This is a genomic window from Thalassovita sp., assembly GCF_963691685.1.
Classification (GTDB): Bacteria; Pseudomonadota; Alphaproteobacteria; order Rhodobacterales; family Rhodobacteraceae; genus Thalassobius.
In genome coordinates this window covers 3,570,072-3,592,480 of sequence record NZ_OY829290.1, presented here as the reverse complement: position 1 = coordinate 3,592,480, position 22,409 = coordinate 3,570,072, and the positions used below count along the sequence as shown (strand labels likewise).

The 22,409-nt window shown below is 60.1% G+C and carries 25 protein-coding genes and 1 tRNA gene; 16 read left to right on the top strand and 10 right to left on the bottom strand.

Annotated features, from left to right (window positions below):
- Positions 1-94 precede the first annotated feature (94 nt).
- A complete protein-coding gene (locus ACORLH_RS17230; protein ID WP_058244980.1) occupies positions 95-469 on the bottom strand; it encodes a MerR family transcriptional regulator in 375 nt (124 codons plus the stop codon).
- Between the two features lie 113 nt (positions 470-582).
- Between ACORLH_RS17230 and ACORLH_RS17225 the strand changes: the two genes are divergently transcribed.
- From ACORLH_RS17225 to ACORLH_RS17215, 3 genes are read left to right on the top strand one after another with little or no spacing between them, the layout of a single operon-like run.
- Positions 583-1,005: a PaaI family thioesterase gene (locus ACORLH_RS17225; protein WP_058244979.1), complete on the top strand. Its 423-nt coding sequence runs from the start codon at positions 583-585 to the stop codon at positions 1,003-1,005.
- A complete protein-coding gene (locus ACORLH_RS17220; protein ID WP_321829602.1) occupies positions 1,005-1,514 on the top strand; it encodes a PaaI family thioesterase in 510 nt (169 codons plus the stop codon). The genes ACORLH_RS17225 and ACORLH_RS17220 overlap by 1 nt, the downstream gene beginning before the upstream one ends.
- Positions 1,507-2,871 (top strand): MATE family efflux transporter, encoded by a 1,365-nt coding sequence (locus ACORLH_RS17215; RefSeq protein WP_321829601.1) that lies wholly within the window; start codon positions 1,507-1,509, stop codon positions 2,869-2,871. The genes ACORLH_RS17220 and ACORLH_RS17215 overlap by 8 nt, the downstream gene beginning before the upstream one ends.
- A 175-nt stretch (positions 2,872-3,046) precedes the next feature.
- Here ACORLH_RS17215 and arsC read toward each other — a convergent pair whose 3' ends face one another.
- The 3 genes from arsC to ACORLH_RS17200 are packed head-to-tail and all read right to left on the bottom strand — an operon-like array spanning position 3,047 to position 4,775.
- On the bottom strand, positions 3,047-3,385 hold the full coding sequence (gene arsC, locus ACORLH_RS17210; RefSeq protein ID WP_321829600.1) for an arsenate reductase (glutaredoxin): 339 nt from the start codon (positions 3,383-3,385) through the stop codon (positions 3,047-3,049).
- On the bottom strand, positions 3,382-4,440 hold the full coding sequence (locus ACORLH_RS17205) for a quinone-dependent dihydroorotate dehydrogenase (protein WP_321829599.1): 1,059 nt from the start codon (positions 4,438-4,440) through the stop codon (positions 3,382-3,384). Before ACORLH_RS17205 ends, arsC begins: the two co-directional genes overlap by 4 nt.
- Positions 4,437-4,775, bottom strand: coding sequence for a DUF952 domain-containing protein (locus ACORLH_RS17200; protein WP_321829598.1), 339 nt, complete (start codon positions 4,773-4,775; stop codon positions 4,437-4,439). The genes ACORLH_RS17205 and ACORLH_RS17200 overlap by 4 nt, the downstream gene beginning before the upstream one ends.
- Positions 4,776-5,089: 314 nt before the next feature.
- Here ACORLH_RS17200 and ACORLH_RS17195 point away from each other — a divergent pair, with 314 nt between their 5' ends.
- From ACORLH_RS17195 to ACORLH_RS17160, 8 genes are all read left to right on the top strand, one after another.
- Positions 5,090-6,670, top strand: a complete 1,581-nt coding sequence (locus tag ACORLH_RS17195) for a bifunctional metallophosphatase/5'-nucleotidase (RefSeq protein WP_321829597.1) — start codon at positions 5,090-5,092, stop codon at positions 6,668-6,670.
- A gap of 93 nt (positions 6,671-6,763) precedes the next feature.
- Positions 6,764-7,201, top strand: coding sequence for a FosX/FosE/FosI family fosfomycin resistance hydrolase (gene fosX / locus ACORLH_RS17190; protein WP_321829596.1), 438 nt, complete (start codon positions 6,764-6,766; stop codon positions 7,199-7,201).
- A 9-nt stretch (positions 7,202-7,210) separates the two neighbouring features.
- On the top strand, positions 7,211-7,519 hold the full coding sequence (locus tag ACORLH_RS17185) for a DUF1992 domain-containing protein (protein WP_058244971.1): 309 nt from the start codon (positions 7,211-7,213) through the stop codon (positions 7,517-7,519).
- 3 nt (positions 7,520-7,522) lie between these two features.
- Complete coding sequence (locus tag ACORLH_RS17180; protein ID WP_321829595.1) at positions 7,523-8,194, top strand: SOS response-associated peptidase; 672 nt, start codon at positions 7,523-7,525, stop codon at positions 8,192-8,194.
- Between the two features lie 266 nt (positions 8,195-8,460).
- A complete protein-coding gene (locus ACORLH_RS17175; protein WP_321829594.1) occupies positions 8,461-9,243 on the top strand; it encodes an ABC transporter ATP-binding protein in 783 nt (260 codons plus the stop codon).
- A complete protein-coding gene (locus ACORLH_RS17170; RefSeq protein WP_321829593.1) occupies positions 9,224-9,823 on the top strand; it encodes an energy-coupling factor transporter transmembrane component T in 600 nt (199 codons plus the stop codon). The genes ACORLH_RS17175 and ACORLH_RS17170 overlap by 20 nt, the downstream gene beginning before the upstream one ends.
- Before the next feature lie 46 nt (positions 9,824-9,869).
- Complete coding sequence (locus tag ACORLH_RS17165; RefSeq protein WP_321829592.1) at positions 9,870-10,409, top strand: biotin transporter BioY; 540 nt, start codon at positions 9,870-9,872, stop codon at positions 10,407-10,409.
- A 135-nt stretch (positions 10,410-10,544) separates the two neighbouring features.
- Positions 10,545-10,618 (top strand) — tRNA-Gly (locus ACORLH_RS17160).
- A 41-nt stretch (positions 10,619-10,659) separates the two neighbouring features.
- Here the strand turns inward: ACORLH_RS17160 and ACORLH_RS17155 are convergent.
- Positions 10,660-11,286: a LysE family transporter gene (locus ACORLH_RS17155; RefSeq protein ID WP_321829591.1), complete on the bottom strand. Its 627-nt coding sequence runs from the start codon at positions 11,284-11,286 to the stop codon at positions 10,660-10,662.
- Positions 11,279-11,752, bottom strand: a complete 474-nt coding sequence (locus ACORLH_RS17150; RefSeq protein WP_321829589.1) for an Lrp/AsnC family transcriptional regulator — start codon at positions 11,750-11,752, stop codon at positions 11,279-11,281. The genes ACORLH_RS17155 and ACORLH_RS17150 overlap by 8 nt, the downstream gene beginning before the upstream one ends.
- Positions 11,753-11,959: 207 nt before the next feature.
- Between ACORLH_RS17150 and ACORLH_RS17145 the strand changes: the two genes are divergently transcribed.
- The 3 genes from ACORLH_RS17145 to ACORLH_RS17135 all read left to right on the top strand — a co-directional run bounded on the left by ACORLH_RS17145 (position 11,960) and on the right by ACORLH_RS17135 (position 17,607).
- Positions 11,960-13,753 (top strand): ABC transporter transmembrane domain-containing protein, encoded by a 1,794-nt coding sequence (locus ACORLH_RS17145; protein ID WP_321829588.1) that lies wholly within the window; start codon positions 11,960-11,962, stop codon positions 13,751-13,753.
- A 489-nt stretch (positions 13,754-14,242) separates the two neighbouring features.
- On the top strand, positions 14,243-16,126 hold the full coding sequence (locus ACORLH_RS17140) for an acyl-CoA synthetase (protein ID WP_321829587.1): 1,884 nt from the start codon (positions 14,243-14,245) through the stop codon (positions 16,124-16,126).
- A gap of 143 nt (positions 16,127-16,269) precedes the next feature.
- Entirely contained in the window at positions 16,270-17,607 is a 1,338-nt protein-coding gene (locus ACORLH_RS17135) for an AarF/ABC1/UbiB kinase family protein (RefSeq protein ID WP_321829586.1), read from the top strand.
- A 44-nt stretch (positions 17,608-17,651) separates the two neighbouring features.
- Here ACORLH_RS17135 and ACORLH_RS17130 read toward each other — a convergent pair whose 3' ends face one another.
- The 4 genes from ACORLH_RS17130 to ACORLH_RS17115 form a co-directional block, all read right to left on the bottom strand.
- A complete protein-coding gene (locus tag ACORLH_RS17130; protein ID WP_321829585.1) occupies positions 17,652-17,954 on the bottom strand; it encodes a DUF1330 domain-containing protein in 303 nt (100 codons plus the stop codon).
- Positions 17,955-18,053: 99 nt separating this feature from the next.
- Positions 18,054-18,284: a hypothetical protein gene (locus tag ACORLH_RS17125; protein ID WP_058244964.1), complete on the bottom strand. Its 231-nt coding sequence runs from the start codon at positions 18,282-18,284 to the stop codon at positions 18,054-18,056.
- Positions 18,285-18,431: 147 nt separating this feature from the next.
- Positions 18,432-18,872: a thioesterase family protein gene (locus ACORLH_RS17120; protein WP_321829584.1), complete on the bottom strand. Its 441-nt coding sequence runs from the start codon at positions 18,870-18,872 to the stop codon at positions 18,432-18,434.
- A 10-nt stretch (positions 18,873-18,882) separates the two neighbouring features.
- A complete protein-coding gene (locus ACORLH_RS17115) occupies positions 18,883-20,043 on the bottom strand; it encodes an iron-containing alcohol dehydrogenase (protein ID WP_321829583.1) in 1,161 nt (386 codons plus the stop codon).
- 311 nt (positions 20,044-20,354) lie between these two features.
- Between ACORLH_RS17115 and ACORLH_RS17110 the strand changes: the two genes are divergently transcribed.
- Both ACORLH_RS17110 and ACORLH_RS17105 read left to right on the top strand, forming a co-directional pair.
- Positions 20,355-21,542 carry a tyrosine-type recombinase/integrase gene (locus tag ACORLH_RS17110; RefSeq protein ID WP_321829582.1) on the top strand — a complete coding sequence of 396 codons (1,188 nt, stop codon included), beginning with the start codon at positions 20,355-20,357 and terminating at the stop codon, positions 21,540-21,542.
- A gap of 80 nt (positions 21,543-21,622) precedes the next feature.
- Positions 21,623-22,189, top strand: coding sequence for a hypothetical protein (locus ACORLH_RS17105; protein WP_321829581.1), 567 nt, complete (start codon positions 21,623-21,625; stop codon positions 22,187-22,189).
- Positions 22,190-22,409 lie beyond the last annotated feature (220 nt).

Sequence of the window (22,409 nt, the reverse complement as noted above, 5' to 3'; positions counted from 1 at the left end):
CAAAACGCAAAAAGCACCCGCTATGGGTGCTTTCTAGGGTCATTATCGTGAATGTACGGTGAAGTTCGCCCTGTTTTTTACGGTCTGGGTAGAATCAGCGACCGTCGAGGGCCGCTAGGGTGTCATCATGCAGGCTTTGCAATTCGTCGATGGCTTCGTCGATTTGCTGACGCTGCTCGGCCAGCTGTTTCAGCTGATTCGAGGCCATCACCACCCAGGCCTTCTGCTGGGCCACATCGCCTTCGTCATCGCGGATCAGTAGCCATTGGCGGATCTCTTCCAGCGGGAAGCCGAATTTCCGGCCACGCAGGATCAGCGTCATCCGCGCCACTTCGCGGTGGCCATAGAAACGGGATCGCCCCTGCCGTTCGGGCTGCAGCAGCTCGATGTACTCATAATAGCGCAAAGTACGTGGCGTGACGTCAAACTTGGCGCACATCTCTTTAAAGGACAGTCTGATTTCGGACATAACGCGGTGCTCCCTTGGCGGCAAACTAGGGTCTCGCGGGCAGGAGGGCAACCGTTGGTCTTGCGAATTGAGACCGGAGGCGGTCTTATCGGCGCAGCACAAGAGGGTATGAGATGAGTGAAGAACACACCAAAGCTGCGCAGCAATTTATCGAGGCGATTCCACACGCCAAGGCGCTGGGCATGGTGTTCACCAACGTCAGTGACGGGCAGGCGGAGATGCAGATGCCCTATGACGAACGCTTCATCGGCGATCCTGAAAGCGGGGTGATTCATGGTGGGGCCGTCTTTGCCCTGTTGGACACCACCTGTGGCGCGGCCGTGATGGCCCATCCTGAGGTGAAGGGCACCACCGCAACCATCGATCTGCGCATTGATTACATGCGTCCCGCCACCCCCGGGCAGGCGATCCGTACCCGTGCGACCTGTTACCGGGTCACCCGGTCGGTGGCCTTTGTGCGCGCTGAAGCCTTGGATGATAATGAGGCCTCCCCGGTGGCCAGCGCCACCGGCGCCTTTGTGGCGGAGAAGAAATAATGGCCCATAAACGTCCCGAACCGGTTCAGGTGGTGAAACAACGCCGGGATGCGGCGCTGAACGCGCTGGTCGACAGCATTCCCTACATCAAGTTTCTTGGCATTGAATTTGATCGCCGCGGCGATGAGCTGACCGCGATCATGCCGTTCAAAGATGAGCTGATCGGCAATCCCTTTCTGCCGGCGCTGCATGGAGGTGCGACGGCTGCCTTCCTTGAGATGACCGCAATCATCGGCCTCAGCTGGGCGACGCTGTGGGAAGATATCGAAAGCGGTCGGCTGGAGGCCGAGGCGCTGGTGGCCGGAAAAATGCCGCCGCTGCCCAAAACCATCGACTTTACCGTGGACTACCTGCGCTCCGGCTTGCCGCGGGATGCCTATGCGCGGGCGCAGATCAACCGGTCCGGGCGTCGCTATGGCTCGGTGCATGTGGAGGCCTGGCAAGACAATCGCGCCCGGCCCTACGCACAGGCGACCGGCCATTTCCTGATGCCGACGCGCGATGACTGACAGTCGCAACTCTGGTCACAGCCTTGAGGCGGAGATCACCCACAAACGGGTGCTCAACATCGCCATTCCGATTGTGCTGTCCAATGCCACCGTGCCCTTGCTGGGGGCGGTGGACACCGGTGTTGTTGGCCAGATGGGGCAGGCGGTGCCGATCGGGGCGGTTGGCGTTGGGGCGATCTTTCTCAGCGCGATTTACTGGATGTTTGGCTTCCTGCGGATGGGCACCACCGGGCTGGTCAGCCAGGCGCTGGGCGCCGGGCGGTCCGGTGAGGTTGCGGCGCTGCTGACCCGCGCGCTGTTGATCGCGGGCGCGGGCGGTGTGGCGATTATCCTGCTGCAGCTGCCCCTGTTCTGGGCCGCCTTCCAGATCTCCCCCGCCTCACCTGAGGTGGAGGCGCTGGCGCGGGACTATATGCAGATCCGGGTCTATTCCGCCCCTGCCGCCATTGCGGTGTTTGGCCTGACCGGTTGGTTGATCGCGCAGGAGCGCACCCGCGCGGTCTTTGCCCTGCAGATCTGGATGAACGGCCTGAACATCCTGCTGGACCTGTGGTTCGTGCTGGGCTTGGGCTGGGGGGTGGAGGGCGTGGCCATTGCCACCTTCCTGGCCGAATGGAGCGGTGCGCTGATGGGGCTGTGGCTGTGCCGGGCGGGTTTTGCCAATGCGGCCTGGCGCGATTGGGCGCGGGTGTTTGACCGGGTGGTGCTGCGCCACATGATGGCGGTCAATTCAGACATCCTGCTGCGGTCGCTTATGCTGCAGGCGATCATGTTGTCCTTCCTGCTGATCGGCGCCGATTTCGGCGACACGACCCTGGCTGCCAATCAGGTGCTGTTGCAGTTCCTCAATATCACGGCCCATGGGCTGGATGGCTTTGCCTTCGCGGTTGAGGCGATGGTGGGCCAGTATTTCGGCGCCGGTCGCAGGCGGCACATGCGCCGCGCGGCGCTTTTGGCCAGTGTTTGGGGGCTGATCGTTTCGGTGCTGATGGCCTTGGGCTTTGCCCTCTTTGGCGGGATGATCATCGACACCATGACCACAGCCGAAGATGTGCGTGCCGGCGCGCGCGCCTTCCTGCCCTATCTGGTGGCCTGCCCGGTCATGGGACTGGCCGCATGGATGCTGGATGGGGTGTTTATCGGCGCCACTGCCACCCGTGACATGCGCAATATGATGGCGATCAGCGTGGCGGTTTACCTGGCCTCGGTCGCGCTGCTGGTGCCTTACTTAGGCAACCACGGTCTGTGGATATCTATGTTGGTAAGTTTCGTGATCCGGGCCGTCACCTTGGCGGCACGTTACCCTGCGCTGGAAGCCCGGGCCGAGGCCAATAGACCCGCCGCAATGGCTGGTTGATCCGCGATACACAGCCTGTGGAAAATCTGGGGATATTTGCCCTCAGGGGATGTGGCGTCAGGCCAACTGCATCATTGTGGATGAACCAAGATATATCACTGACTTAGATAGGAAAAAATGATTACCCACCGGCGCGCGGCCTGTGGGTAATCAAGCGGATCCAGAGGATCCGATATTACAGGATGCCCAGCGCCTGTTCCGGCGGGCGGCCAATTGCGGCCTTGCCGTTGGCCAAGACCACCGGACGTTCGATCAGGACAGGATTTTCCGCCATTGCGGCGATCAAATCGGCCTCAGGATCGCTTTTGGACAACTCCAGCTCCTTGAAGCGTTTTTCCTTCACGCGCATCAGCTCCACCGCTGAAAGACCCAGCAGGCTCAGCACCTCTTGGATCTCGGAAACACTGGGGGAGTCATCCAGATAACGGCGGATGGTAACCTCCCCCTTTTCTTCGATCAGCGCCAGCGTCTGACGCGATTTGGAACAGCGCGGGTTGTGCCAGATGGTGATCACAGCCAATCCTCCCGTTTGTGGCCCACGGCGTCGGCAACATTGGTGAAGCCGTCCTGCTCCAACAGCCGGTCCAGACCGCGGGCAATCTCGGCCCCAAGGCTCAGTCCGCCGTAGATCAGCGCGGTGTAAAGCTGCACGGCCGAGGCCCCGGCGCAGATCTTGGCATAGGCCTCCGCCGCCGAAGAAATCCCGCCAACGCCGATGATCGGCAGACGCCCGTCCAACTGCTTGGACAGCTGCGCCAGCACCCGGGTCGATTTGTCAAACAGCGGCGCGCCAGACAGGCCGCCGGCCTCTGCGGCATGGGGGCTTTGCAACCCGTCACGCGACAGGGTGGTGTTGGTGGCAATCACCGCATCGATCCCGGTAGACAGCGCCACCTCACCAATTTCAGCGATTTCCGCGCCGGTCAGATCGGGGGCGATCTTCAGGAAGATCGGGATCGGCCGGTCCAGCGCATTGCGGGCGTCAACCACACCGTTCAGCAGGCTGGTCAGCGCCGCCGCGCCCTGCAGGTCGCGCAGTTTTTCGGTGTTCGGCGACGACACGTTGACCGTCGCGAAATCCAAGTTTGCGTCGGTGTGGGCCAAAACCCGGGCAAAATCGCTGGCGCGGTCTTCGCTGTCTTTATTGGCGCCAAGGTTCAAGCCCAGCACCATATCGCGCGGACGCTGCGACAGGCGGGTGCCGATGGCCTCCATCCCGTCGTTGTTGAAGCCAAAGCGGTTGATCGCGGCGCGGTCTTCGGACAGGCGGAACAGACGCGGCTTGGGATTGCCGGGCTGCGGGCGGGGCGTGGCCGCGCCCACTTCCACAAAGCCAAACCCAGCGCGTGACAGCGGTGACAGCGCTTCGGCGTTTTTGTCAAACCCTGCGGCAATGCCCACCGGGTTGGCCATATTCAGGCCCGCGACCGTGGTGCGCAACCGCGCGGAGGTCACCAGCCCCGCCAAAGGCGCGGCGCCCGTGCGCAGCGCCAGCAGCGCCAGACCATGGGCGCGCTCGGGATCCACCCGGTGCAACGCGCTGAGGCCGATCTTTTCGATCAACTTCATGCCATGTCCTCCGGAAACTGATGGCTGCCGTCGACCAGGGGCAACGGCTTGTGCCACAAAACATCCGCCATCTGCATTTTACGGTAGAGATGCGGGAACAGGGCGCCGCCGCGCGACACTTCCCATTTCAGCGCCTCGCCCAGGGCATCCGCCTCCAGCGCAACAAGGATCAACCCCTCTTCGGCGGTGAAGTGTTTGGCGGCCGTTTCTGCCGCCTGCGCAGCGGTGGAGAAATGCACAAAGCCGTCGGTGATATCGATCGGCGCACCTGTGGTCTCGCCATGATCGACCAGCACCTGCCATTCGGGTGCCCGGAATATCTTGTATATCAGCATGTCCGCGTGATGCCGCCCCGCGCCGCACCCGTCAAGGCTTCGCCCTGCTGGGGCGCGAAAAACACCGCTTTCAATGTTCCGGAAATACTCAATTTCAAAACATCGCGCTGAATCCCGCGCCCGCATTTCGATGGCTGCCCCTGCGTCAGGGCAAAAATCCAAATAAACCCATGCGGGTTTCGTAGCGATTCGGTTACAATTCAGGCCTAAAACTGAGCCATTGCTGGCCTGAAACCGCTATGTGTACAGAGTTTTTGACAGTTGATGCACAGCAGTGCAGATTCAGCCGATAATAATCCACAGAGAGGAAGACCATGTCTGTTCGCCTACTTGCATCTGCCGCTGCTGTTGCGCTGAGCGCCGGCACCGCAGCCGCCGATTTTAAACTGACGATTTTGCACACCAACGACATTCACAGCCGTATTGAATCGATCAACAAATACGACTCGACCTGTAACGCAGAAAGCGAAGCAGAAGGTAAGTGTTTTGGCGGTGTGGCCCGGATCAAATCCGCTGTAGACGCTAAACGCGCTGCGATGGCCGGTGAAAACATGGTCCTGCTGGACGCAGGCGACCCGTTCCAGGGTTCGCTGTTCTACACCACCTACAAAGGGTCCGCCGAAGCGGAGTTTATGGAAGCAATCGGCTATGATGTCATGGCGGTTGGCAACCACGAATTTGACGATGGCCCCAAAGGTCTGGCGGATTTCGTTGATGCAGTGTCTTTCCCGGTGATTTCGGGCAACCTGGACCTGTCGTCTGAGCCGCTGCTGAAGGGCAAAGTTGGCAATCACGTCGTGCTGGACGTTGGTGGCGAAAAAATCGGTGTCATTTCGGTGCTGGCTACCGACACCGTTGATACCTCCTCGCCGGGTGACAATGTTGTCTTCCAAGATGAGATCGACAGCCTTAAAGCTGATGTAGCCGCGCTGGAAGCGGAAGGCGTCAATAAGATCATCGCGCTGACCCACGTGGGCCTGCCGAAAGATCTGGACATCGCCGCAAACGTTCCTGGAATCGATGTCGTTGTTGGTGGCCATTCGCACACCTTGCTGTCCAACACCAATGACCGGGCTGCTGGTCCGTACCCCACCATGGTTGGCGACGTACCGGTTGTTCAGGCCTACGCCTACTCGAAATATCTGGGTGAACTGTCGGTCACTTTTGATGATGCGGGTAATGTAACCTCGGCCACTGGTGAGCCGATGCTGCTGGACGCTTCGGTCACCCCGGATGCAGATATTGCAGCGCGTGTTGCCGAAATGGGTGCGCCTATCGAGGAAATGAAAAAGCGCGTTGTTGCAGAAAGCACCGACGTGATCGTGGGCGATCGTAACGTTTGCCGCGCTGAAGAGTGCTCGATCGGGACCTTGGTTGCAGACGCGATGCTGGATCGTGTGAAGGATCAGGGGATTTCGATTGCGATCCAGAACGGCGGCGGTCTGCGTGCGTCGATCGATGCCGGTGAAGTGACCATGGGCGAAGTGCTGACCGTACTGCCGTTCCAGAACACTCTGTCGACCTTCTTCGTCAGCGGCGAAACTGTAGTGGCTGCTCTGGAAAACGGTGTGAGCCAGGTAGAAGAGGGCAAAGGCCGCTTCCCGCAGGTTGCAGGTCTGAAGTACACCTTCGACATCTCGGTTGCCCCGAACGAAGGCCGTGTCTCGGACGTGATGGTCATGGAAGATGGTGCCTGGGTCGCAATCGACACGGCCAAGACCTACGGTCTGGTGTCCAACAACTACGTGCGTAACGGCGGCGACGGCTACAAAATGTTCCGCGATGCTGACAACGCGTATGACTACGGCCCAGATCTGGCGGACGTCACTGCCGAGTTCCTGGCAAAGAACGCGCCTTACACCCCCTATGTGGATGGCCGTATCACCAAGAAGTAATTGGGTCTCAGACCGAATTATCAATGAACGATCAAACGCGCGGGACAGGAATGTTCCGCGCGTTTTGCATATTGAGGAGCGGAGGAGCCTGCGATGATTGAAGGCCTGTCACATATGACCTTTGTGGTGCGCGATCTGGACCGGATGGAACGGATCCTGACAGATGTTCTGGGCGCCCGGCGGATCTATGACAGCGGGGCCGAGGGGTTTTCACTGTCGGCTGAGCGCTTTTTTGATGTGGCGGGGGTGTGGATCGCGGTGATGCAGGGCGATCCGCTGCAGGCGCGCAGCTACAATCATGTGGCCTTCAAAGTGTCTGCGGCAGATCTGACCAAGCTGACCGAAAAGGTCAAAGCGCTCGGGTTGGAGGTGAAGCCCCCCAGACCCCGCGTCGAAGGGGAGGGGCAGTCGCTCTACTTCTATGATGAGGACAACCACCTGTTTGAGCTGCACACCGGCACATTGGCGCAGCGATTGGCGCGCTATGAAAGGGGTGCATCCGTGCTTCCCCCAGCCAGTGGGGCGGGATAAACTGCGGCTATGGACCATCCGCTGATCGATCTTATCAACGCCAAAATCGCCGCCGCTGAGGCAGAGGGCGCCTTTGATAACCTCGAAGGGGCGGGGCAGCCCTTGCCGCAGGTGGAGGATCCGGAAAACCATCTGGTCAACCGGTTGGTCAAAGAGGCGGGCGGCGTTCCTGAATTCGTCAGCCTGTCGCGTGAACTGGCCCGGCTGCGTGAAGAGCTGCGCGACACAGGTGACCGCACCCGCCGCAAGGAGATCATGACGGAAATGTCGATGATGGAAGCGCGTATTGAGATCGCCCGCAAAGAGCATCGGCGCTGAGCGATGTGCGGGCGCTTTGCGGTAACGCTCCCCAATGATGCGATGGCGCAGCTGTTTCAGGCGGCGCCCGCGAACAACCTGCCTGATGTGCCTAATTACAATGTCTGTCCTACGACGGGCATTCACGTGGTCTATTCTGACGGTGATCTGCGGCGGCTGGGGGCGATGCGCTGGGGATTTCTGCCGCATTGGTACAAGGCGCCAAATGACGGGCCGCTGCTGATCAATGCGCGGGCGGAAACCATCGCGGAAAAACCAGCCTTTCGCGCGGCCTGCCGCAGCCGTCGCTGCCTGATCCCGACCTCAGGGTTTTATGAATGGAGCAAGGACAGCGAAGGCAACCGCCTGCCATGGTACATCACCCGGCAGGATCACACGCCGCTGGTGATGGCGGGCATCTGGCAGGATTGGCAGGTTGAGGGGGGCGAGGCGCTGCGCACCTGCGCCGTGGTCACCACCGGCGCCAGCAGTGATATCGATCAGGTGCATCACCGCATGCCGGTGATCCTTGGCCCCGATCAATGGGGCAAATGGCTAGGGGAGGAAGGGCACGGTGCGGCGACCCTGATGCAGGCAGCGCCGCCGCAGACCCTGCAGCTGCACCGGGTCGACCGGCGCGTAAATTCCAACCGGGCCTCAGGGCCGGAGTTGATCGAACCATTTGAGGAAACGTAACCGATCTATGGGGGAAACTGAGGGAATGTCCGTGGGGGCGAGAGCCGGTCTCTACCCAGCACGGTAGGCGGATCGGAGGACATGTGACGCCGCAGCACCGCTGTTCAGGCAAGCAAGTCGGGCCAAGCATTTCAGGCAGGAGGTCCCTCGCAATTATAGAAACGGCAGCTGGCGCGCCCATTTTAGAAGTTTTTTCGAAAAAAAACGCAGCACCTTGCCATGGCCCTGATTCTCCTTGTACTTCCTGCCCGAACGGAGGACGCCTGATGCACAGCCACGAAGACGGCAACACCCCTGGCCAAAGCGCCGCATCGCAGGTTGAAACGCTGAACCCTGCTTGCAAAGTGGAGATCTCAGATCTGCGCTATCTGCGTGATGGTGTTGAGATTTTTAATGGTCTGAACCTGTCTCTGCGGGAACATCGCATCGGGGTGATTGGGCGCAATGGCTCTGGCAAATCGCAACTGGCGCGTCTGATCGCGGGGCTGGCGCCCGCGGATGAGGGATCCGTCACCGTGAACGGCGTTGCGGTGGCCAAAGAGCGCCTGCAGGCGCTGCGCACCGTCGGCATTTTGTTTCAGAACCCTGATCATCAGATCATTTTCCCCACCGTCGGCGAGGAGCTGACCTTTGGTCTGGTGGCGCAGGGCATGCCCAAGGATGACGCCCAGGCCAAGGCGCGCGTCACGCTGGAAAAGTTCAAACGCCCTGATTGGTATGACCGCTCAATCCAGACGCTCAGCCAGGGGCAGCGCCATCTGGTCTGTCTGATGGCCGTGCTGGCCATGAACCCCGGTGTGATCGTGCTGGATGAACCCTTTGCCGGTCTGGATCTGCCCACCACCCTGTCGCTGACCCGCTATTTGGATGGGGTCAGCCCGGCGTTGATCCACATCAGCCATGATCTGGACGCGCTGGCCGATTATGATCGGGTGCTTTGGGTCGAACAGGGGCGCATAGAACGGGACGGCCCCGCCAAAGAGGTGATCGCGGCCTATGTGGCGGCGATGAAAGGGCAGGGTAGCAGCGATGATTTCGCTGACCTCTGAGGTCCGGACACCTTACCATTCATGGCCCGCGGGCAGGAAACTGCTGGGTCTGTGCCTGTTTACCGTCGCAGTCTTCTACCTTGAGCAGAGCGTCGCCGCGCTGCTGGTCATGGGGGCTGTGGCCTGCGCCTATCTGGTGGCAGGGCGGCGCTTTGCCCGGCAGGGACTGCGGCTGATCCGGCCGGTGTTCTGGGTGTCACTGATCATCATGACCTACCATGTGCTGACCCGCGATATTGAGGCGGGGCTGTTGGTGTGTATGCGGCTGGCCACGGCGGTGGCGGCGGCCAATCTGGTGACGCTGACCACCGCGCTGGAGGATATGCTCGATGTGATGGAACGGCTGATGGCGCGTTTGTTCATTAGCCCCAAGATCCGACGCCGCATTGCTTTGTCGGTGACCCTCATGATACGTTTCATCCCGGAACTGACCCGTAAGGGCGGCACCTTGATCGAAGCCTGGCGCGCCCGCAGTACCAAGAAATTCAGTTGGAAATTACTGTTACCTTTCGCGCTGTTAGCTCTTGATGATGCAGAACAGGTCGCTGAGGCGTTGAAGGCACGGGGTGGTGTGGAATAAACACCTCTTCGAATACAGTAAAACTACGGAGTTGGGGGAAGGACATATGGAACGCAATCTCACTCAAATCGCATTGTTCGCTGCGCTGATCGCAGCACTGGGGCTGATCCCGAAATTTACCCTGCCGCTGGGCGTGCCGATCACCGGTCAGAGCCTGGGCATCATGCTGGCGGGCACCGTTCTGGGGGCAAAACGCGGCGCATTGGCCGTGATCCTGTTCCTGGGTCTGGTGGCGCTGGGCCTGCCGCTGCTGGCCGGTGGCCGTGGTGGTCTGGGCGTGTTCAGCGGTGTGACCGCTGGTTTCCTGTTTGGCTGGGTTGTGGCGGCTTACGTGACCGGCCTGCTGGCTGAGATGTGGGCGGGCAAAGGCGGCTGGATCGCGCCAGCCATCGCCTCGGCCATCGGGGGCATTCTGGTGCTCTACCCGATTGGCATCATCGGCATGTACCTGAAACTGGATGCCACGCTGATGGGGCTGACCCTGTCGATGGGTCCGTTTATCCCGGGTGACCTGATCAAATGTGTCCTGGCAGGTCTGATCACCCAGGGTCTGCGCAAGGCGCGCCCTGGTTTGGTCGCAGGCTAATACGCGCCAAATAAGCGATTGAAAACGGGGCCCACGAGGCCCCGTTTTTCATGGGTGGGGCAGGGGAACGTCCGGGGTGTGCCGCTTTCTGCTTGACCTCCCCCGGTGCATTTCCTAAACCCTCGCCTACTCTGAGCGGGTATGGTGAAATGGTATCATAAGAGCCTTCCAAGCTTAAGGTGCGGGTTCGATTCCCGCTACCCGCTCCAAACTTCCCTGACAGTTATGACCTTGCGATCTACTGAGGCCGTTAATGTGTGCCGCTGCCTGCGGTCAGGGCCAGTTGCAGCCCCCAGAGGATCAAGACGCTGCCTGCCAGAAGGTCCAGCCATTTCAGCGCGTTGCCTGTCAGCCGTTTGCGCGCCCAAAGCGCCAGCTGCACCAGGATCAACCACCACAGCGCGGAGCCAAGAAATACCCCCAGGACAAGCACATAAGCCGCCTGACCCCCAGCCCCCGCCGCCGCGCCAAGGCCGGCAATCATGCCGGTGAAAGCGATGATCGTCATCGGGTTCGATAGGGTCAGCAGATAGGTGGTGCCAAAGGCGCTGGCGATGTTTCGGCTGGGGGCCAGGGCCGCTGCCTCAGGACGCGGCTGAAAGAAGGCCCGCGCACTCAGAACACCCAGCACCGCAATCAGCAGCCCGCCAAACAGCTGCATCTCGGTCGTGTAGCTCAGCAGCAGGCCACTGGCGGCGACCCCTGCCGCAACCAGAAACCCATAGGTGCCATCCGCTGCCGCCGCGCCAAGCCCCGTGGCCAACCCGGCCGCGCGTCCTTCGGTCATGGAACGACGAATGCACAGCAGCCCAATGGGGCCGACAGGTACCGCGATGGCAAAGCCCACGGCCAGCCCTTTCAGGAAAACCTCAAACATCTGCGCCACCGATACCGGCCGGGATGGCAATCGCCGGGGTTTCCTTGGGTGAGCCTAGGGTGATGACGGTTTCGGTGCGGGTGATAGCGGGCAGGGGTTTGACCGCTTCGGTCAGGAAGGCCTGTAGAGCCGCGGTGTCTGCCACCCGCAGTTTCATCAGATAGGAATGCGGACCCGAGATATGATGCAACTCCTGCACCTCAGCGCGCTGGCTGAGGGCGGCGACTGCTTCAGCCTCACCTTCATAAGACATGTCGATCAGCACAAAGGCACAAAGCGCCGCGCCAAAACGATCCGGGCGCAGCGTGGCATGCCAGCCGGTGATGGTGCCACTGTCACTCAACCGTCGGATCCGTTCGTTTGTGGCCGAGACCGACAGGCCAACCATCGTCGCCACATCGGTGGAGGAGGTGCGGGCGTTCTGTTGCAGGATGTCGCAGATTTTGCGGTCGGTGTCATCAATCACGGCAATATCTCCTGCATAACGTATTCATTGTGCGTTATTTGTCGGCTGAAGGGATTCGAGTCAACAAAAATTACGGCGCTCGACTTGCTCGTCGCGTCGATTTACCGTCACGGAGGCGATACACCGCACCCATTACGGGTGCACCACGCTTGCCGGGGCGCGTGTCCTCGCATAAACCCGCTGCGCAAAGCGAAGGAAGGACAGTGCATGGCCCGTGCCCCGATCTCATCGGATGAGGACCGCGAAAAATCCAAACACGTTGGCGCATTGCGCGAACTTTGGCCCTTCCTGTGGCCATACCGGGGGCTGGCGGCCCTGGCGGGTATGGCGCTGGTTCTGACGGCAACCGTCTCGTTGATGCTGCCCTTGGCCGTGCGCCGCGTGGTGGATAATTTCAACGCCGAAGATGGCGGCATTCTGGACCTCTACTTCACCGCGGCCATGGCGATTGCCGGCTTGTTGGCGGTGGGCACCGGCCTGCGCTACATGCTAGTGACCCGGCTGGGGGAACGGGTGGTGGCCGACATCCGTAAGGCGGTGTTTGACCGTGTTGTCGGCATGTCCCCGGCGTTTTTTGAAAACATCATGACCGGTGAGGTGCTGAGCCGGATCACCACCGACACCACGCTGATCCTGTCTGTGATCGGCTCATCGATCTCAATCGCGCTGCGCAATGTGCTGATTTTCCTTGGCGGGCTGGTGCTGATGCTGTTCACCTCGGCCAAGCTGACGGGGTTGGTCCTGTTGATCGTGCCGATGGTGGTGGTGCCTATTCTGGTGCTGGGCCGCAAGCTGCGCGTGCTGAGCCGGGAAAACCAGGATTGGATCGCGGCCAGTTCCGGCAGCGCGTCAGAGGCGCTGCAAAGCGTTCAAACCGTGCAGGCCTTCACCAATGAGATGGCTGTGCGCCGTGACTTTTCGGATGTGACCGAATCCAGCTTTGACTCGGCCAAGCGGCGGATCACGACGCGGGCGCTGATGACGGTGATCGTGATCTTCCTTGTCTTCTCGGGCGTGGTTGGCGTGTTGTGGATCGGTGCAAACGACGTGCGCACCGGCACGATGAGCGCCGGCGCCCTGGTGCAGTTTGTGATCTATTCGGTGATGGTTGCCGGCTCCGTCGGGGCCTTGTCAGAGATTTGGGGCGAGCTGCAGCGCGCTGCCGGGGCAACGGAACGACTTGTCGAATTGCTGAACGCCGAAGACAGCGTTGCCGATCCTGAGGCGCCCAAGGCCGTGCCTGCTGAGGTGACTGGTCAGATCCAGTTTGAAAACGTCAGCTTCCGCTACCCGACCCGGCCCGATGTGTCGGCGCTGGATCAAGTGGACCTGCAAATCCAGCCCGGTGAAACGGTGGCCTTTGTCGGCCCCTCTGGCGCGGGTAAAACCACCATCATCCAGACCATTCTGCGGTTTTATGATCCGCAAGAGGGGCGGATCCTGCTGGATGGTGTGGATCTGAAAGATATGGAACGCGATGCCTTCCGCAGGCATTTGGCGCTGGTGCCGCAGGATCCGGTGATCTTTGCCTCAACCGCGATGGAAAACATCCGCTTCGGCCGGCCCGAGGCCAGCGATGCCGAGGTTGAGGCCGCCGCCAAAGCCGCCGCCGCGCATGATTTCATCATGAAACTGCCGGATGGCTACGCCAGCAAAGTGGGCGAACGCGGTGTCATGCTGTCGGGCGGCCAGAAACAGCGGATTGCCATTGCGCGGGCCATTCTGCGCGATGCCCCGGTTCTGCTGCTGGATGAGGCCACATCGGCGCTTGATGCGGCAAGCGAACGTGCGGTGCAGGGCGCTGTGGATGAACTGTCCAAGACCCGCACAACCCTGATCGTGGCGCACCGTCTGGCCACCGTGAAAAAGGCAGACCGGATTGTGGTGATGGACGAAGGCCGCATCGTGGCGCAGGGCACCCATGATCAGCTGGTTGCCGAAGGTGGGCTTTATGCCCAGCTGGCCAAGCTGCAGTTCACCGAAGGCTTTGAAGCCGCCTGAGCGGAACTGGATATGCTGAGTTAGAACACCGGTCGGGCAAACCCCGGCCGGTTTTCTTTTGCGTTCGGTCTGCGCGCAATGTGATGCAGCCGCACGTTTCTTCCCCGTGAACCGTTGCCAGAGATGGGGGCATAAGCGGCGCACCCACCACGGGACGGAAGAGGAGGGCTGGGACACTCGCACCGGTCTTCCTCTTCCACGCCTGCGCGTGCGCCGGATTATCAGCCCATCCAGATCCCCAATCCGGGGCGCGCTGCACCCGGGTCTGATCCCGTAGAAAACCTTGTTTAGGCGGCATGACCTTTGGGAAACTTCCCGCCCCGCGTGTGATTGCACCTGTCGAACTTCTCTTTGACGTTGCGCCCCTGTCCGAATGAAACCTTGTATCAGCACAATTTCCCTTCCACATTGTTGCGAGGGACAAAACCGCTTCGTTAAATACTGGCCCGTCTGGGGTCCGAAACGGGAGATACTTTGGGAGGAATGCTGATGGCCTTTGCCTCGGTAGAAGATACAATTGCCTTGGAAAACGAAATGCCATGGGAGGACCGCGATGTTCCGGTCACTTTCTATGAGCTGCTGACACGCACCAAGGATCGCCATGGCAACGGCAAAGCCACCACGTTTCAGCTGCTGAGCGGCCCCAAGGATAAGGCGGAAACGCTGACTTGGAACGATCTGCACGCGCGCACCTGTCAGGTGGCCAACATGTTCCGCGATCTAGGGATCGGGGAAAAGGATGTGGTGGCCTGCATCCTGCCAAACTGTACCGAAACACTGCTGACGATCTTTGGCGGCGCCATTGCGGGGATCATCAACCCGATCAACCCGCTGTTGGAGCCGGAACAGATCGCCGCGATTTTGCGCGAAACCAAAGCCAAAGTTGTGGTGACGCTGAAGGCGTTCCCGAAAACCGATGTGGCCCAGAAAACCGCGGAGGCCGTGCGCCATGCGCCGGGTGTTGCGACCGTTCTGGAAATTGACCTGAACCGGTACCTGACACCGCCGAAATCGCTGATCGTGCCGCTGATCCGCCCGAAGAACCCGGGCAACCACCACGCTGATGTGCTGGACTTCAACAAGACGGCCAAGAAATACCCGACCTCGCTGTCCTTCGCTGACAGCACTGAGGATCGCGTTGCGGCCTATTTCCACACCGGCGGCACTACTGGCATGCCCAAGGTGGCGCAGCACCGCTATTCCGGCATGGTCTACAATGGTTGGCTGGGCGCAACGCTCTTGTTCACCAACGAAGACAACGTCATCTGCCCGCTGCCGATGTTCCACGTCTTTGCCTGCCACGTCATCATGATGTCGGCCATTTCGGCGGGCACCCATGTGGTCTTCCCCACACCTGCGGGCTATCGCGGTGATGGCGTCTTTGACAACTTCTGGAAGCTGATTGAACGCTGGCAGATCACCTTCATCATCACTGTGCCGACCGCCATTTCGGCGATGATGCAGCGCCCGGTGGATGCGGATATTTCCTCGGTCAAAACCTCATTCTCGGGCTCCGCACCGCTGCCGCTGGAGCTGTTCAAACGGTTTGAGGAAACCTCTGGCGTGACCATCGTTGAGGGCTACGGCCTGACCGAAGCAACCTGCCTGGTGTCCTGTAACCCGCCCACCGGTGGCAAGAAGGTCGGCTCGGTCGGGATCCGCTTCCCCTATAGTGATGTGCGCATCTTCAAAGAGGTCAACGGTGAGCCGGTGGAATGTGGCCCTGACGAGGTGGGGGAGATCTGCGTCTCAAACCCCGGCGTCTATGCGGGCAACACCTACGCTGAGGCCGAGAAGAACGCTGAGCTGTATCATCACGGCAAATACCTGCGGACCGGCGATCTGGGCCGCATTGATGAAGAAAACTACATTTGGATCACTGGTCGCGCCAAAGACCTGATCATCCGCGGTGGTCACAACATTGACCCGGCGGAGATCGAAGAGGCGCTGCTGCAACACCATGATGTGGCCATGGCCGGTGCCATCGGTCAGCCGGATGCGCATTCGGGCGAACTGCCCTGTGCCTATGTGGAGCTGGTTGAAGGCGCATCCGTCACCGGTGAGGAGCTGCTGGCCCACGCCAAGGTGCATGTGAACGAACGCGCCGCCATCCCGAAACATGTTGAGGTGCTGGGCGAGCTGCCGAAAACCGCTGTTGGCAAGGTGTTCAAGCCGGACCTGCGCAAACGCGCCATTACCCGCATCTACAACAAGGCGCTGGATGAGGCCAAGTTGAACGCCAAGGTGATTGAGGTGCTGGACGACAAAAAACGTGGTCTGGTGGCCCGTGTCGAACGCACCGGCGTTGTTCATGATGATGAGGTTGGCCACGTTCTGGGCGCCTACACCCGCCCGTGGGAATGGGCTGAGTAACCTCTCAGACCCTGTAGTAAAGAAAGCCGCCCCCCGGGGCGGCTTTTTGCTGTCTGGCACCTGCGTCAGGGCGGCGCAGGGAATTGACGCTGTGGCTTTCGGCGTTAGCTGGCGAAGGGCGTCGCAAGTCTAGGAGCCGCAGAATGTCTGATACCACCCATCGTCCGCGGCCTGTTGCGGTGCCTGCGGGCCGTTTGCATCGCATGGCGCGTCTTGGCGGGCTGGCAACGCAGGTTGCGGGCGCCGTGGCCCTTGGCGGCGCAAAGGCGCTGGCGGGTGGGGCGCGGCCACAGCTGCGCGATCTGGTGCTGACCCCCGGCAACTTCGAACGTCTGACGCATGAGCTGGCGCAGATGCGCGGCGCGGCGATGAAGGTTGGTCAGCTGATTTCGCTGGAGGCTGGGGATCTGCTGCCGGCAGAACTAACGGCGATCCTGTCCCGCCTGCGGTCTGACGCCCACCAGATGCCACCGCAGCAGTTGAAACAGGTGTTGAACGCGGCCTGGGGGCAGGGCTGGCAGCGCCAGTTTGCCCGTTTTGATGTGCGCCCGATTGCGGCGGCCTCGATCGGGCAGGTGCACCGGGCACAGCTGAAGGATGGGCGCGATCTGGCGGTGAAGGTGCAATACCCCGGCGTGGCGCAAAGCATCGACAGCGATGTGGCCAATGTCGGGGCGCTGTTGCGCGCGGCGCGGGTCTTGCCCAAGGGCTTTGATCTGGCCCCCTATCTGGAGGCCGCGCGCCTGCAATTGCATGAGGAAACCGACTACCTGCGCGAGGGCGCGCAGCTGCAGCGGTTCGCCGGATATCTGACCGGGCAGGAGCGTTTTCTGCTGCCGGCGTTTCATGCGGATTGGTCAACCGGGCAGGTCTTGGCGATGTCCTATGTGGCGGGCCGCCCGGTGGAGGAACTGCAGGCCGCGTCGCAGGCCACGCGGGATGGTGTGATGCGGGATCTCTTTGCGTTGTTTTTTGAGGAGCTCTTCACCTTCAATGACATGCAAAGTGACCCGAATTTCGCCAACTTCCTGTATCAGCCTGCCCAGGATCGGATCGTGTTGCTGGATTTCGGCGCCACCCGCGCCATCGCCTCTGATGTGGTGCAGGGGTACCGCGATCTGTTGGCTGCAGGCTTGGCCGGACGTTGGCCGGAAATGCAACAGGCTGCAACCGCGATAGGCCTGTTGGCGGGGGATATGCGCCCCGACCACCAGGCGCGCCTGATCGCAATGATGCAGTGGGTATTCACGGCATTGCGTGCGCCCGGTTCGTTTGATTTTGCCGATACGCGCCTGTCACAACAGCTGCAGGCCGAATGGCTGACCCTGATGGAGGAGGGGATGGCCCCACCGCCCGTTGCGATGGATGTGCTCTACGTGCAGCGCAAAATGGGCGGGCTGGCCTTGCTGGCAACGCGTCTTCGCGCGCGTGTTGATCTGCAGGCGCTGCTGGCCCCGCACCTTGTTGGGTCAAGTCGCTGAAAGGCCACCACCCACCGGCAGCGGCCTTTTGGAGGTTTGACAGTTCAGATCGGCATTGAGCCGCTGTCGAAAATCACCATGTCACTTTTGGCAACCTTGTGCAGGATTTCCTTGTAGGGCGCGTGCTCGGGGCCGTCGTAATACTGTTCGGCGGCTTCTTTGCTGGGAAACTCCACCAACAACAGGCGGCCCTTGGGGAAGGCACCTTCTTTGACGGTGTAATCCTCGGTAACGGCAAGCGGCTTGCCGCCATAGGCCAGCAGGGCCTGATGGCCGCCCGGCAGATAGTCACGGGCGTGTGTTTCAGCGTCTTCGACACGCAGGAAGGTCAGCATATAGGCAGGCATTTCAGGTCCTCATCTTTGGGTCCTGAGGACTATGTCACTGTGCGCTGAGCGGGTGTATTCACGAAATTCACTCAAGATATGTGCAGTAATGAGCCAAAGTCAGGCCGGCAGGAAATACTTCACCAATCCGTACACATAGAGGCCGCTGAACACGATGTTGATGTATTTCAACTGAGGTTCCGTGCGCAGCCAGCCGAAATAGGCCCAGAGCAGGCAGAAGGGCAGGCCCAGTACCATGGGCCAGGGATGCCATGCATTGACCAGTGCCAGGGTTGAGGCCAGCCCAAGCGCAAGCGCCAGCCATTTCAACTCTTGCTCAAAACGCGCCATAACGGCCCATCGCAGGATGCCTCGCAGAACGTCGACTGTTGGAATCGGCCTGCGGCATGAAATCTGCCGCCCGGCTGCCCTAGCGGTAGCATTGCCGGTGTTTTGCGGTCAAGCGACCTGAGTACGAGGGGCAAATGAATGGCCCTGTTACGGGCGCATCAGGGCCTGAAACGCGGCGCGGCGTTCCCCCTCGATCGGGCTGGGGCGGCGGCTGTCGCGGTTGACATAGACATGCACGAAGGTCCCCTCGGCCGAGGCCTGATCTTCGTCATTGCGAAACAGTCCCAGCTCATACCGGATGGAACTGCTGCCCAGATGCGCCACCCGCAGCCCAGCGGTGACCCGATCCGGAAACCCCATCTCAGCGAAATATTTGCAGCCGGTTTCCACAACCAGACCAAAGGTTTCCGAACTGCGCGGATCCAGCAGGCCCCGCTCCATCAGCCAGCCGTTCACCGCGGTGTCAAACAGGGCGTAGTGCACCACGTTGTTCATGTGGCCATAACAATCATTGTCATTCCAGCGGGTCTGCAGCGGGTAGAAATCTACATAATCGGCGCGGCGGGTCGGGGCAGGTTTCTCACTCATGCGGCGTCCCTTACCAAGCGGCCCGGTAGATGGCGAGGGCATCAGCCTCGCTCACGCTACGGGGGTTGTTGACCAGCAGGCGCTGCTGCAGCATCGCATCCTCTGCCATCTTGGCCAGGGCGCTTTCGGGAATGCCCACATCGCGCAACCGGGTCTGCATGCCCAGCGTTTCTGCCAAATTTTCCAAGGCTTCGATAAAGGCCGCGCAGCGGGCCTGGCTGCCGTCCACCTCGGCCAGATGCGGAAAGGCATCCGCCGCGATCTCAGCATAAACCGCATGGGCCTCTGGCGCGTTGAAGCGGAGCACATGCGGCAGCACCAGCGCGTTGGACAGGCCATGCGGAATATGGAAGGTGCCGCCAATCGGATAGGCCAGAGCATGCACCGCCGCTACGGGCGAATTGGCAAAGGCCTGACCCGCCAGCATGGAGCCCAGCAGCATGGCACCGCGCGCCGCGGCATTTCCGCCCTCAAACACCGCGGTTTCGATATTGGCCCCCAGTAGCCGCAGCGCTTCGCGTGCCAGCAGTTGGGACATCGGATTGTTGTTGGCTGAGGTTGAGGCATAGGCCTCAATCGCATGCACCATCGCATCCACCCCGGTGGCAGCAGTGATATGGGGCGGCAACTCACGCGTCAGATCCGCATCCAGAATAGCAATATCGGGCAGGATGATGGGGGAGGAGACGCCGCGCTTTTCCTCAGCGCCGACGGTTATGATGGCCACCGGCGTCACCTCAGACCCGGTGCCGGCCGTTGTCGGCACCAGAACCAAGGGCAGCCGGGGTCCTTTGGCCTGGGCCACACCCCAGGCGCTGTCCAGATCCTCCTCCGATCCCAGGAGCAGCGCAGTCAGCTTGGCCACATCCATCGGTGAGCCGCCGCCGAATCCCAAAACACCTGTGGCGCCGATGGTGCGCCCCACCTCAACCGCCTGTTCCAATGTCTCGCGGGAGGGGTCTGCCTCCACCCCGTCAAACACCACCACCTCGTGGCCGGCATCGGTAAGCGAATGCAGCGCCGGATCCAGCAGCCCCAGTTTGCGCAGACCAGAATCGGTGATCAGCAACACCGTCTTGCCCAGCGTTGCGCCCGCAACCTCAGCCATCCGCGCCGCCGCGCCGGTTTCAAAAACCACAGATTTGGTGGTGTTGAATGCAAACGGTGTCATGGCCTCTCCTCCCTAAACCCCTGATGAGGCTAAGCCGCAGAGCCATAACCCGCAAGCCGGAGGACCACGGTAGGACGCAGGGGCACAAAGACGCTCTAATCTGAGCTGCACACTGTCAATCTGGGATGAAGATGGTGCTGCTGGAGGGCCTCCAAATCCCCTATCATCTAATGTACGAACGGCTCATGTAGTTCACAATGTCTCGTTGTTTCAATGGGTTCGCGTATTCCACGCTCTCAAGCAATATCGACTTCTCTCACTGAACGTTATACCTATAGGTGGACTGAGAGGTGGACTGGAGTAGTGCGTAGATGGCTAGGGATTTGTTTACAGCTCGCGGCGTTATAGCGCTCGAGGCAGGTAAGCATTGTGATGGCGCTGGGCTCTGGTTAGTGAAGTCGGACCGCAACCATGGCAAATGGGTTCTACGCCTAACGGTGTATGGAAAGCGCAGAGAAATGGGGCTTGGCCGTTGGCCTGACGTGAGCCTGGGCGAGGTGCGCAAAGCGGCAGACGATGCCCGGCGGGAACTTCGAGATGGACGTGATCCAATCCGCGAACGACAAAAAAGACATCGAGACGCCCAGCGCAATTTGCACCTGTTCCGCGATGTAGCGCACGATGATTTTGAGGCGCGAAAGGCGGAACTCCGTGATGGTGGCAAGGCCGGACGTTGGTTTAGCCCACTGGAACTACATGTGTTGCCAAAACTGGGACACATTCCAGTAGCCGAAATCTCCCAACTCGACCTACGAGATTGCTTGGCGCCGATCTGGCACAAGAAAGCGGAAACCGCTCGCAAGGCGCTGACCCGAACCTCGATCTGTTTCGAACACGCAGCGGCGCTGGGCATCGATGTTGACTTGCAGGCACCAAGAAAAGCACGGGCCCTGCTCGGGAAGCCCAACAAGTCATCCAGCAACATACCTTCCCTTCCTTGGACGGAGGTGCCGGCATTCTATCAAAGCCTAGATGAGGGGTCTGTTACGCACCTTGCCCTGCGTTTGTTGATCCTCACCGGGGTGAGATCCAAACCAATCCGGTTTATGCGGGAAGAGCAGGTGGCGGACGGCGTCTGGACTGTCCCCGCAGAACATATCAAAGGCCGAAAAGGCGCAACGTCCGACTTCCGTGTGCCTCTTACCAACGAAGCGCAAAAGGTGATTTCCCAAGCCCGGCAACACGCGCGCGACGGCTACCTCTTTCCGAGTGTCCGCAAAGGCGTAATTTCCGACGCTACGATGTCGCGCTTGATGGAGCGGCGCGAGATGGCGGCGCGGCCACATGGCTTCCGTTCAAGCCTACGCGTTTGGCTGGCTGAGGCGACAGATGCCAGCCATGAGGTCGCAGAGACCATGCTGGGCCATGTCGTAGGGAGTTCAGTTGTACGAGCCTACCGTCGAACCGACTTCCTTGAGAAACGTCGCATCCTACTCGAGCGCTGGGCTGCACATCTCACGGAAAACCCAAACGGCCTCAAAAATCTGGAGAATGCATGACCGAAACGAACCGTTACCTTGCTCTGTTTGATGAAACAGGGGCCTGGATATCCCGTCCTGATCTATACGTTTAACTCCGCATGTCATTTCGGGATGATCAGGGCGAAGAAGATTTCAATCAAGCCTACCAGTACATTAGCCAACCCACAAATCATGAAAATCTAGATCTAAACGGACCGCAGGCCTTGCTGGAGAAGCAATATATCAGGGGGCACATGACTGAGCGCCGTCATGCCGCCATGATTTTTTGTGAGTTGCTCCGCCTGCACCACGACCATGAAAGCCCGACGCTCGGCAATGCACTAAGATTGGCTGTCCATTATCTAAAGACCGAAAAGCCAAACACCTCAGAAGCTTCACTCACAAGCCAATTGAAGACAGCATTTAGCAAGTGGCGCAACACAAGCCACCTTGAGGCTGCTCTTCGAATGAGCGGTAGCGACATTGGAGACTTCGAGAACGATCCTGAAAAGCTGAACGACTTTCTTGCTATGTCGAGGGCGCTGGAGATGTTCATGGACGAGGTCTGCCAAATGGGAAAGCTCTCCTGGGACCCTTGGCGAATCCCTGATGTCATTGAGGCAGCCTATAGGGGCGAGGTCACCAAACTGAGTGATGAGGAAAGAAGGCTGATCGCCGCAAAGTAATACCCTGCAACTTGCCTTAAAATCGAGATCAGCGCCATTCCTGGTCTGCTGCAACCTAGCTGGGCGATTGCATTGATGCAGTCGCTCGGGCTGTCTTTGCACACTTCGCTCAAGGCGGGTTTTGTGGCGAAACAACAAAAGTTTTGTCCACTTTTGTCATGACTTCTGAGGAATAAATAAGAAAGTTTTTCAGGGATTTTCGATTTTACGCAACAAAATC

Coding starts and splice junctions, on each gene's coding strand:
- ACORLH_RS17230 (WP_058244980.1), bottom strand. CDS start 469: ATGTCCGAAATCAGACTGTCCTTTAAAGAGATGTGCGCCAAGTTTGAC.
- ACORLH_RS17225 (WP_058244979.1), top strand. CDS start 583: ATGAGTGAAGAACACACCAAAGCTGCGCAGCAATTTATCGAGGCGATT.
- ACORLH_RS17220 (WP_321829602.1), top strand. CDS start 1,005: ATGGCCCATAAACGTCCCGAACCGGTTCAGGTGGTGAAACAACGCCGG.
- ACORLH_RS17215 (WP_321829601.1), top strand. CDS start 1,507: ATGACTGACAGTCGCAACTCTGGTCACAGCCTTGAGGCGGAGATCACC.
- ACORLH_RS17205 (WP_321829599.1), bottom strand. CDS start 4,440: ATGAAGTTGATCGAAAAGATCGGCCTCAGCGCGTTGCACCGGGTGGAT.
- ACORLH_RS17200 (WP_321829598.1), bottom strand. CDS start 4,775: ATGCTGATATACAAGATATTCCGGGCACCCGAATGGCAGGTGCTGGTC.
- ACORLH_RS17195 (WP_321829597.1), top strand. CDS start 5,090: ATGTCTGTTCGCCTACTTGCATCTGCCGCTGCTGTTGCGCTGAGCGCC.
- fosX (WP_321829596.1), top strand. CDS start 6,764: ATGATTGAAGGCCTGTCACATATGACCTTTGTGGTGCGCGATCTGGAC.
- ACORLH_RS17185 (WP_058244971.1), top strand. CDS start 7,211: ATGGACCATCCGCTGATCGATCTTATCAACGCCAAAATCGCCGCCGCT.
- ACORLH_RS17180 (WP_321829595.1), top strand. CDS start 7,523: ATGTGCGGGCGCTTTGCGGTAACGCTCCCCAATGATGCGATGGCGCAG.
- ACORLH_RS17175 (WP_321829594.1), top strand. CDS start 8,461: ATGCACAGCCACGAAGACGGCAACACCCCTGGCCAAAGCGCCGCATCG.
- ACORLH_RS17170 (WP_321829593.1), top strand. CDS start 9,224: ATGATTTCGCTGACCTCTGAGGTCCGGACACCTTACCATTCATGGCCC.
- ACORLH_RS17165 (WP_321829592.1), top strand. CDS start 9,870: ATGGAACGCAATCTCACTCAAATCGCATTGTTCGCTGCGCTGATCGCA.
- ACORLH_RS17155 (WP_321829591.1), bottom strand. CDS start 11,286: ATGTTTGAGGTTTTCCTGAAAGGGCTGGCCGTGGGCTTTGCCATCGCG.
- ACORLH_RS17145 (WP_321829588.1), top strand. CDS start 11,960: ATGGCCCGTGCCCCGATCTCATCGGATGAGGACCGCGAAAAATCCAAA.
- ACORLH_RS17140 (WP_321829587.1), top strand. CDS start 14,243: ATGGCCTTTGCCTCGGTAGAAGATACAATTGCCTTGGAAAACGAAATG.
- ACORLH_RS17135 (WP_321829586.1), top strand. CDS start 16,270: ATGTCTGATACCACCCATCGTCCGCGGCCTGTTGCGGTGCCTGCGGGC.
- ACORLH_RS17130 (WP_321829585.1), bottom strand. CDS start 17,954: ATGCCTGCCTATATGCTGACCTTCCTGCGTGTCGAAGACGCTGAAACA.
- ACORLH_RS17125 (WP_058244964.1), bottom strand. CDS start 18,284: ATGGCGCGTTTTGAGCAAGAGTTGAAATGGCTGGCGCTTGCGCTTGGG.
- ACORLH_RS17120 (WP_321829584.1), bottom strand. CDS start 18,872: ATGAGTGAGAAACCTGCCCCGACCCGCCGCGCCGATTATGTAGATTTC.
- ACORLH_RS17115 (WP_321829583.1), bottom strand. CDS start 20,043: ATGACACCGTTTGCATTCAACACCACCAAATCTGTGGTTTTTGAAACC.
- ACORLH_RS17110 (WP_321829582.1), top strand. CDS start 20,355: ATGGCTAGGGATTTGTTTACAGCTCGCGGCGTTATAGCGCTCGAGGCA.
- ACORLH_RS17105 (WP_321829581.1), top strand. CDS start 21,623: ATGTCATTTCGGGATGATCAGGGCGAAGAAGATTTCAATCAAGCCTAC.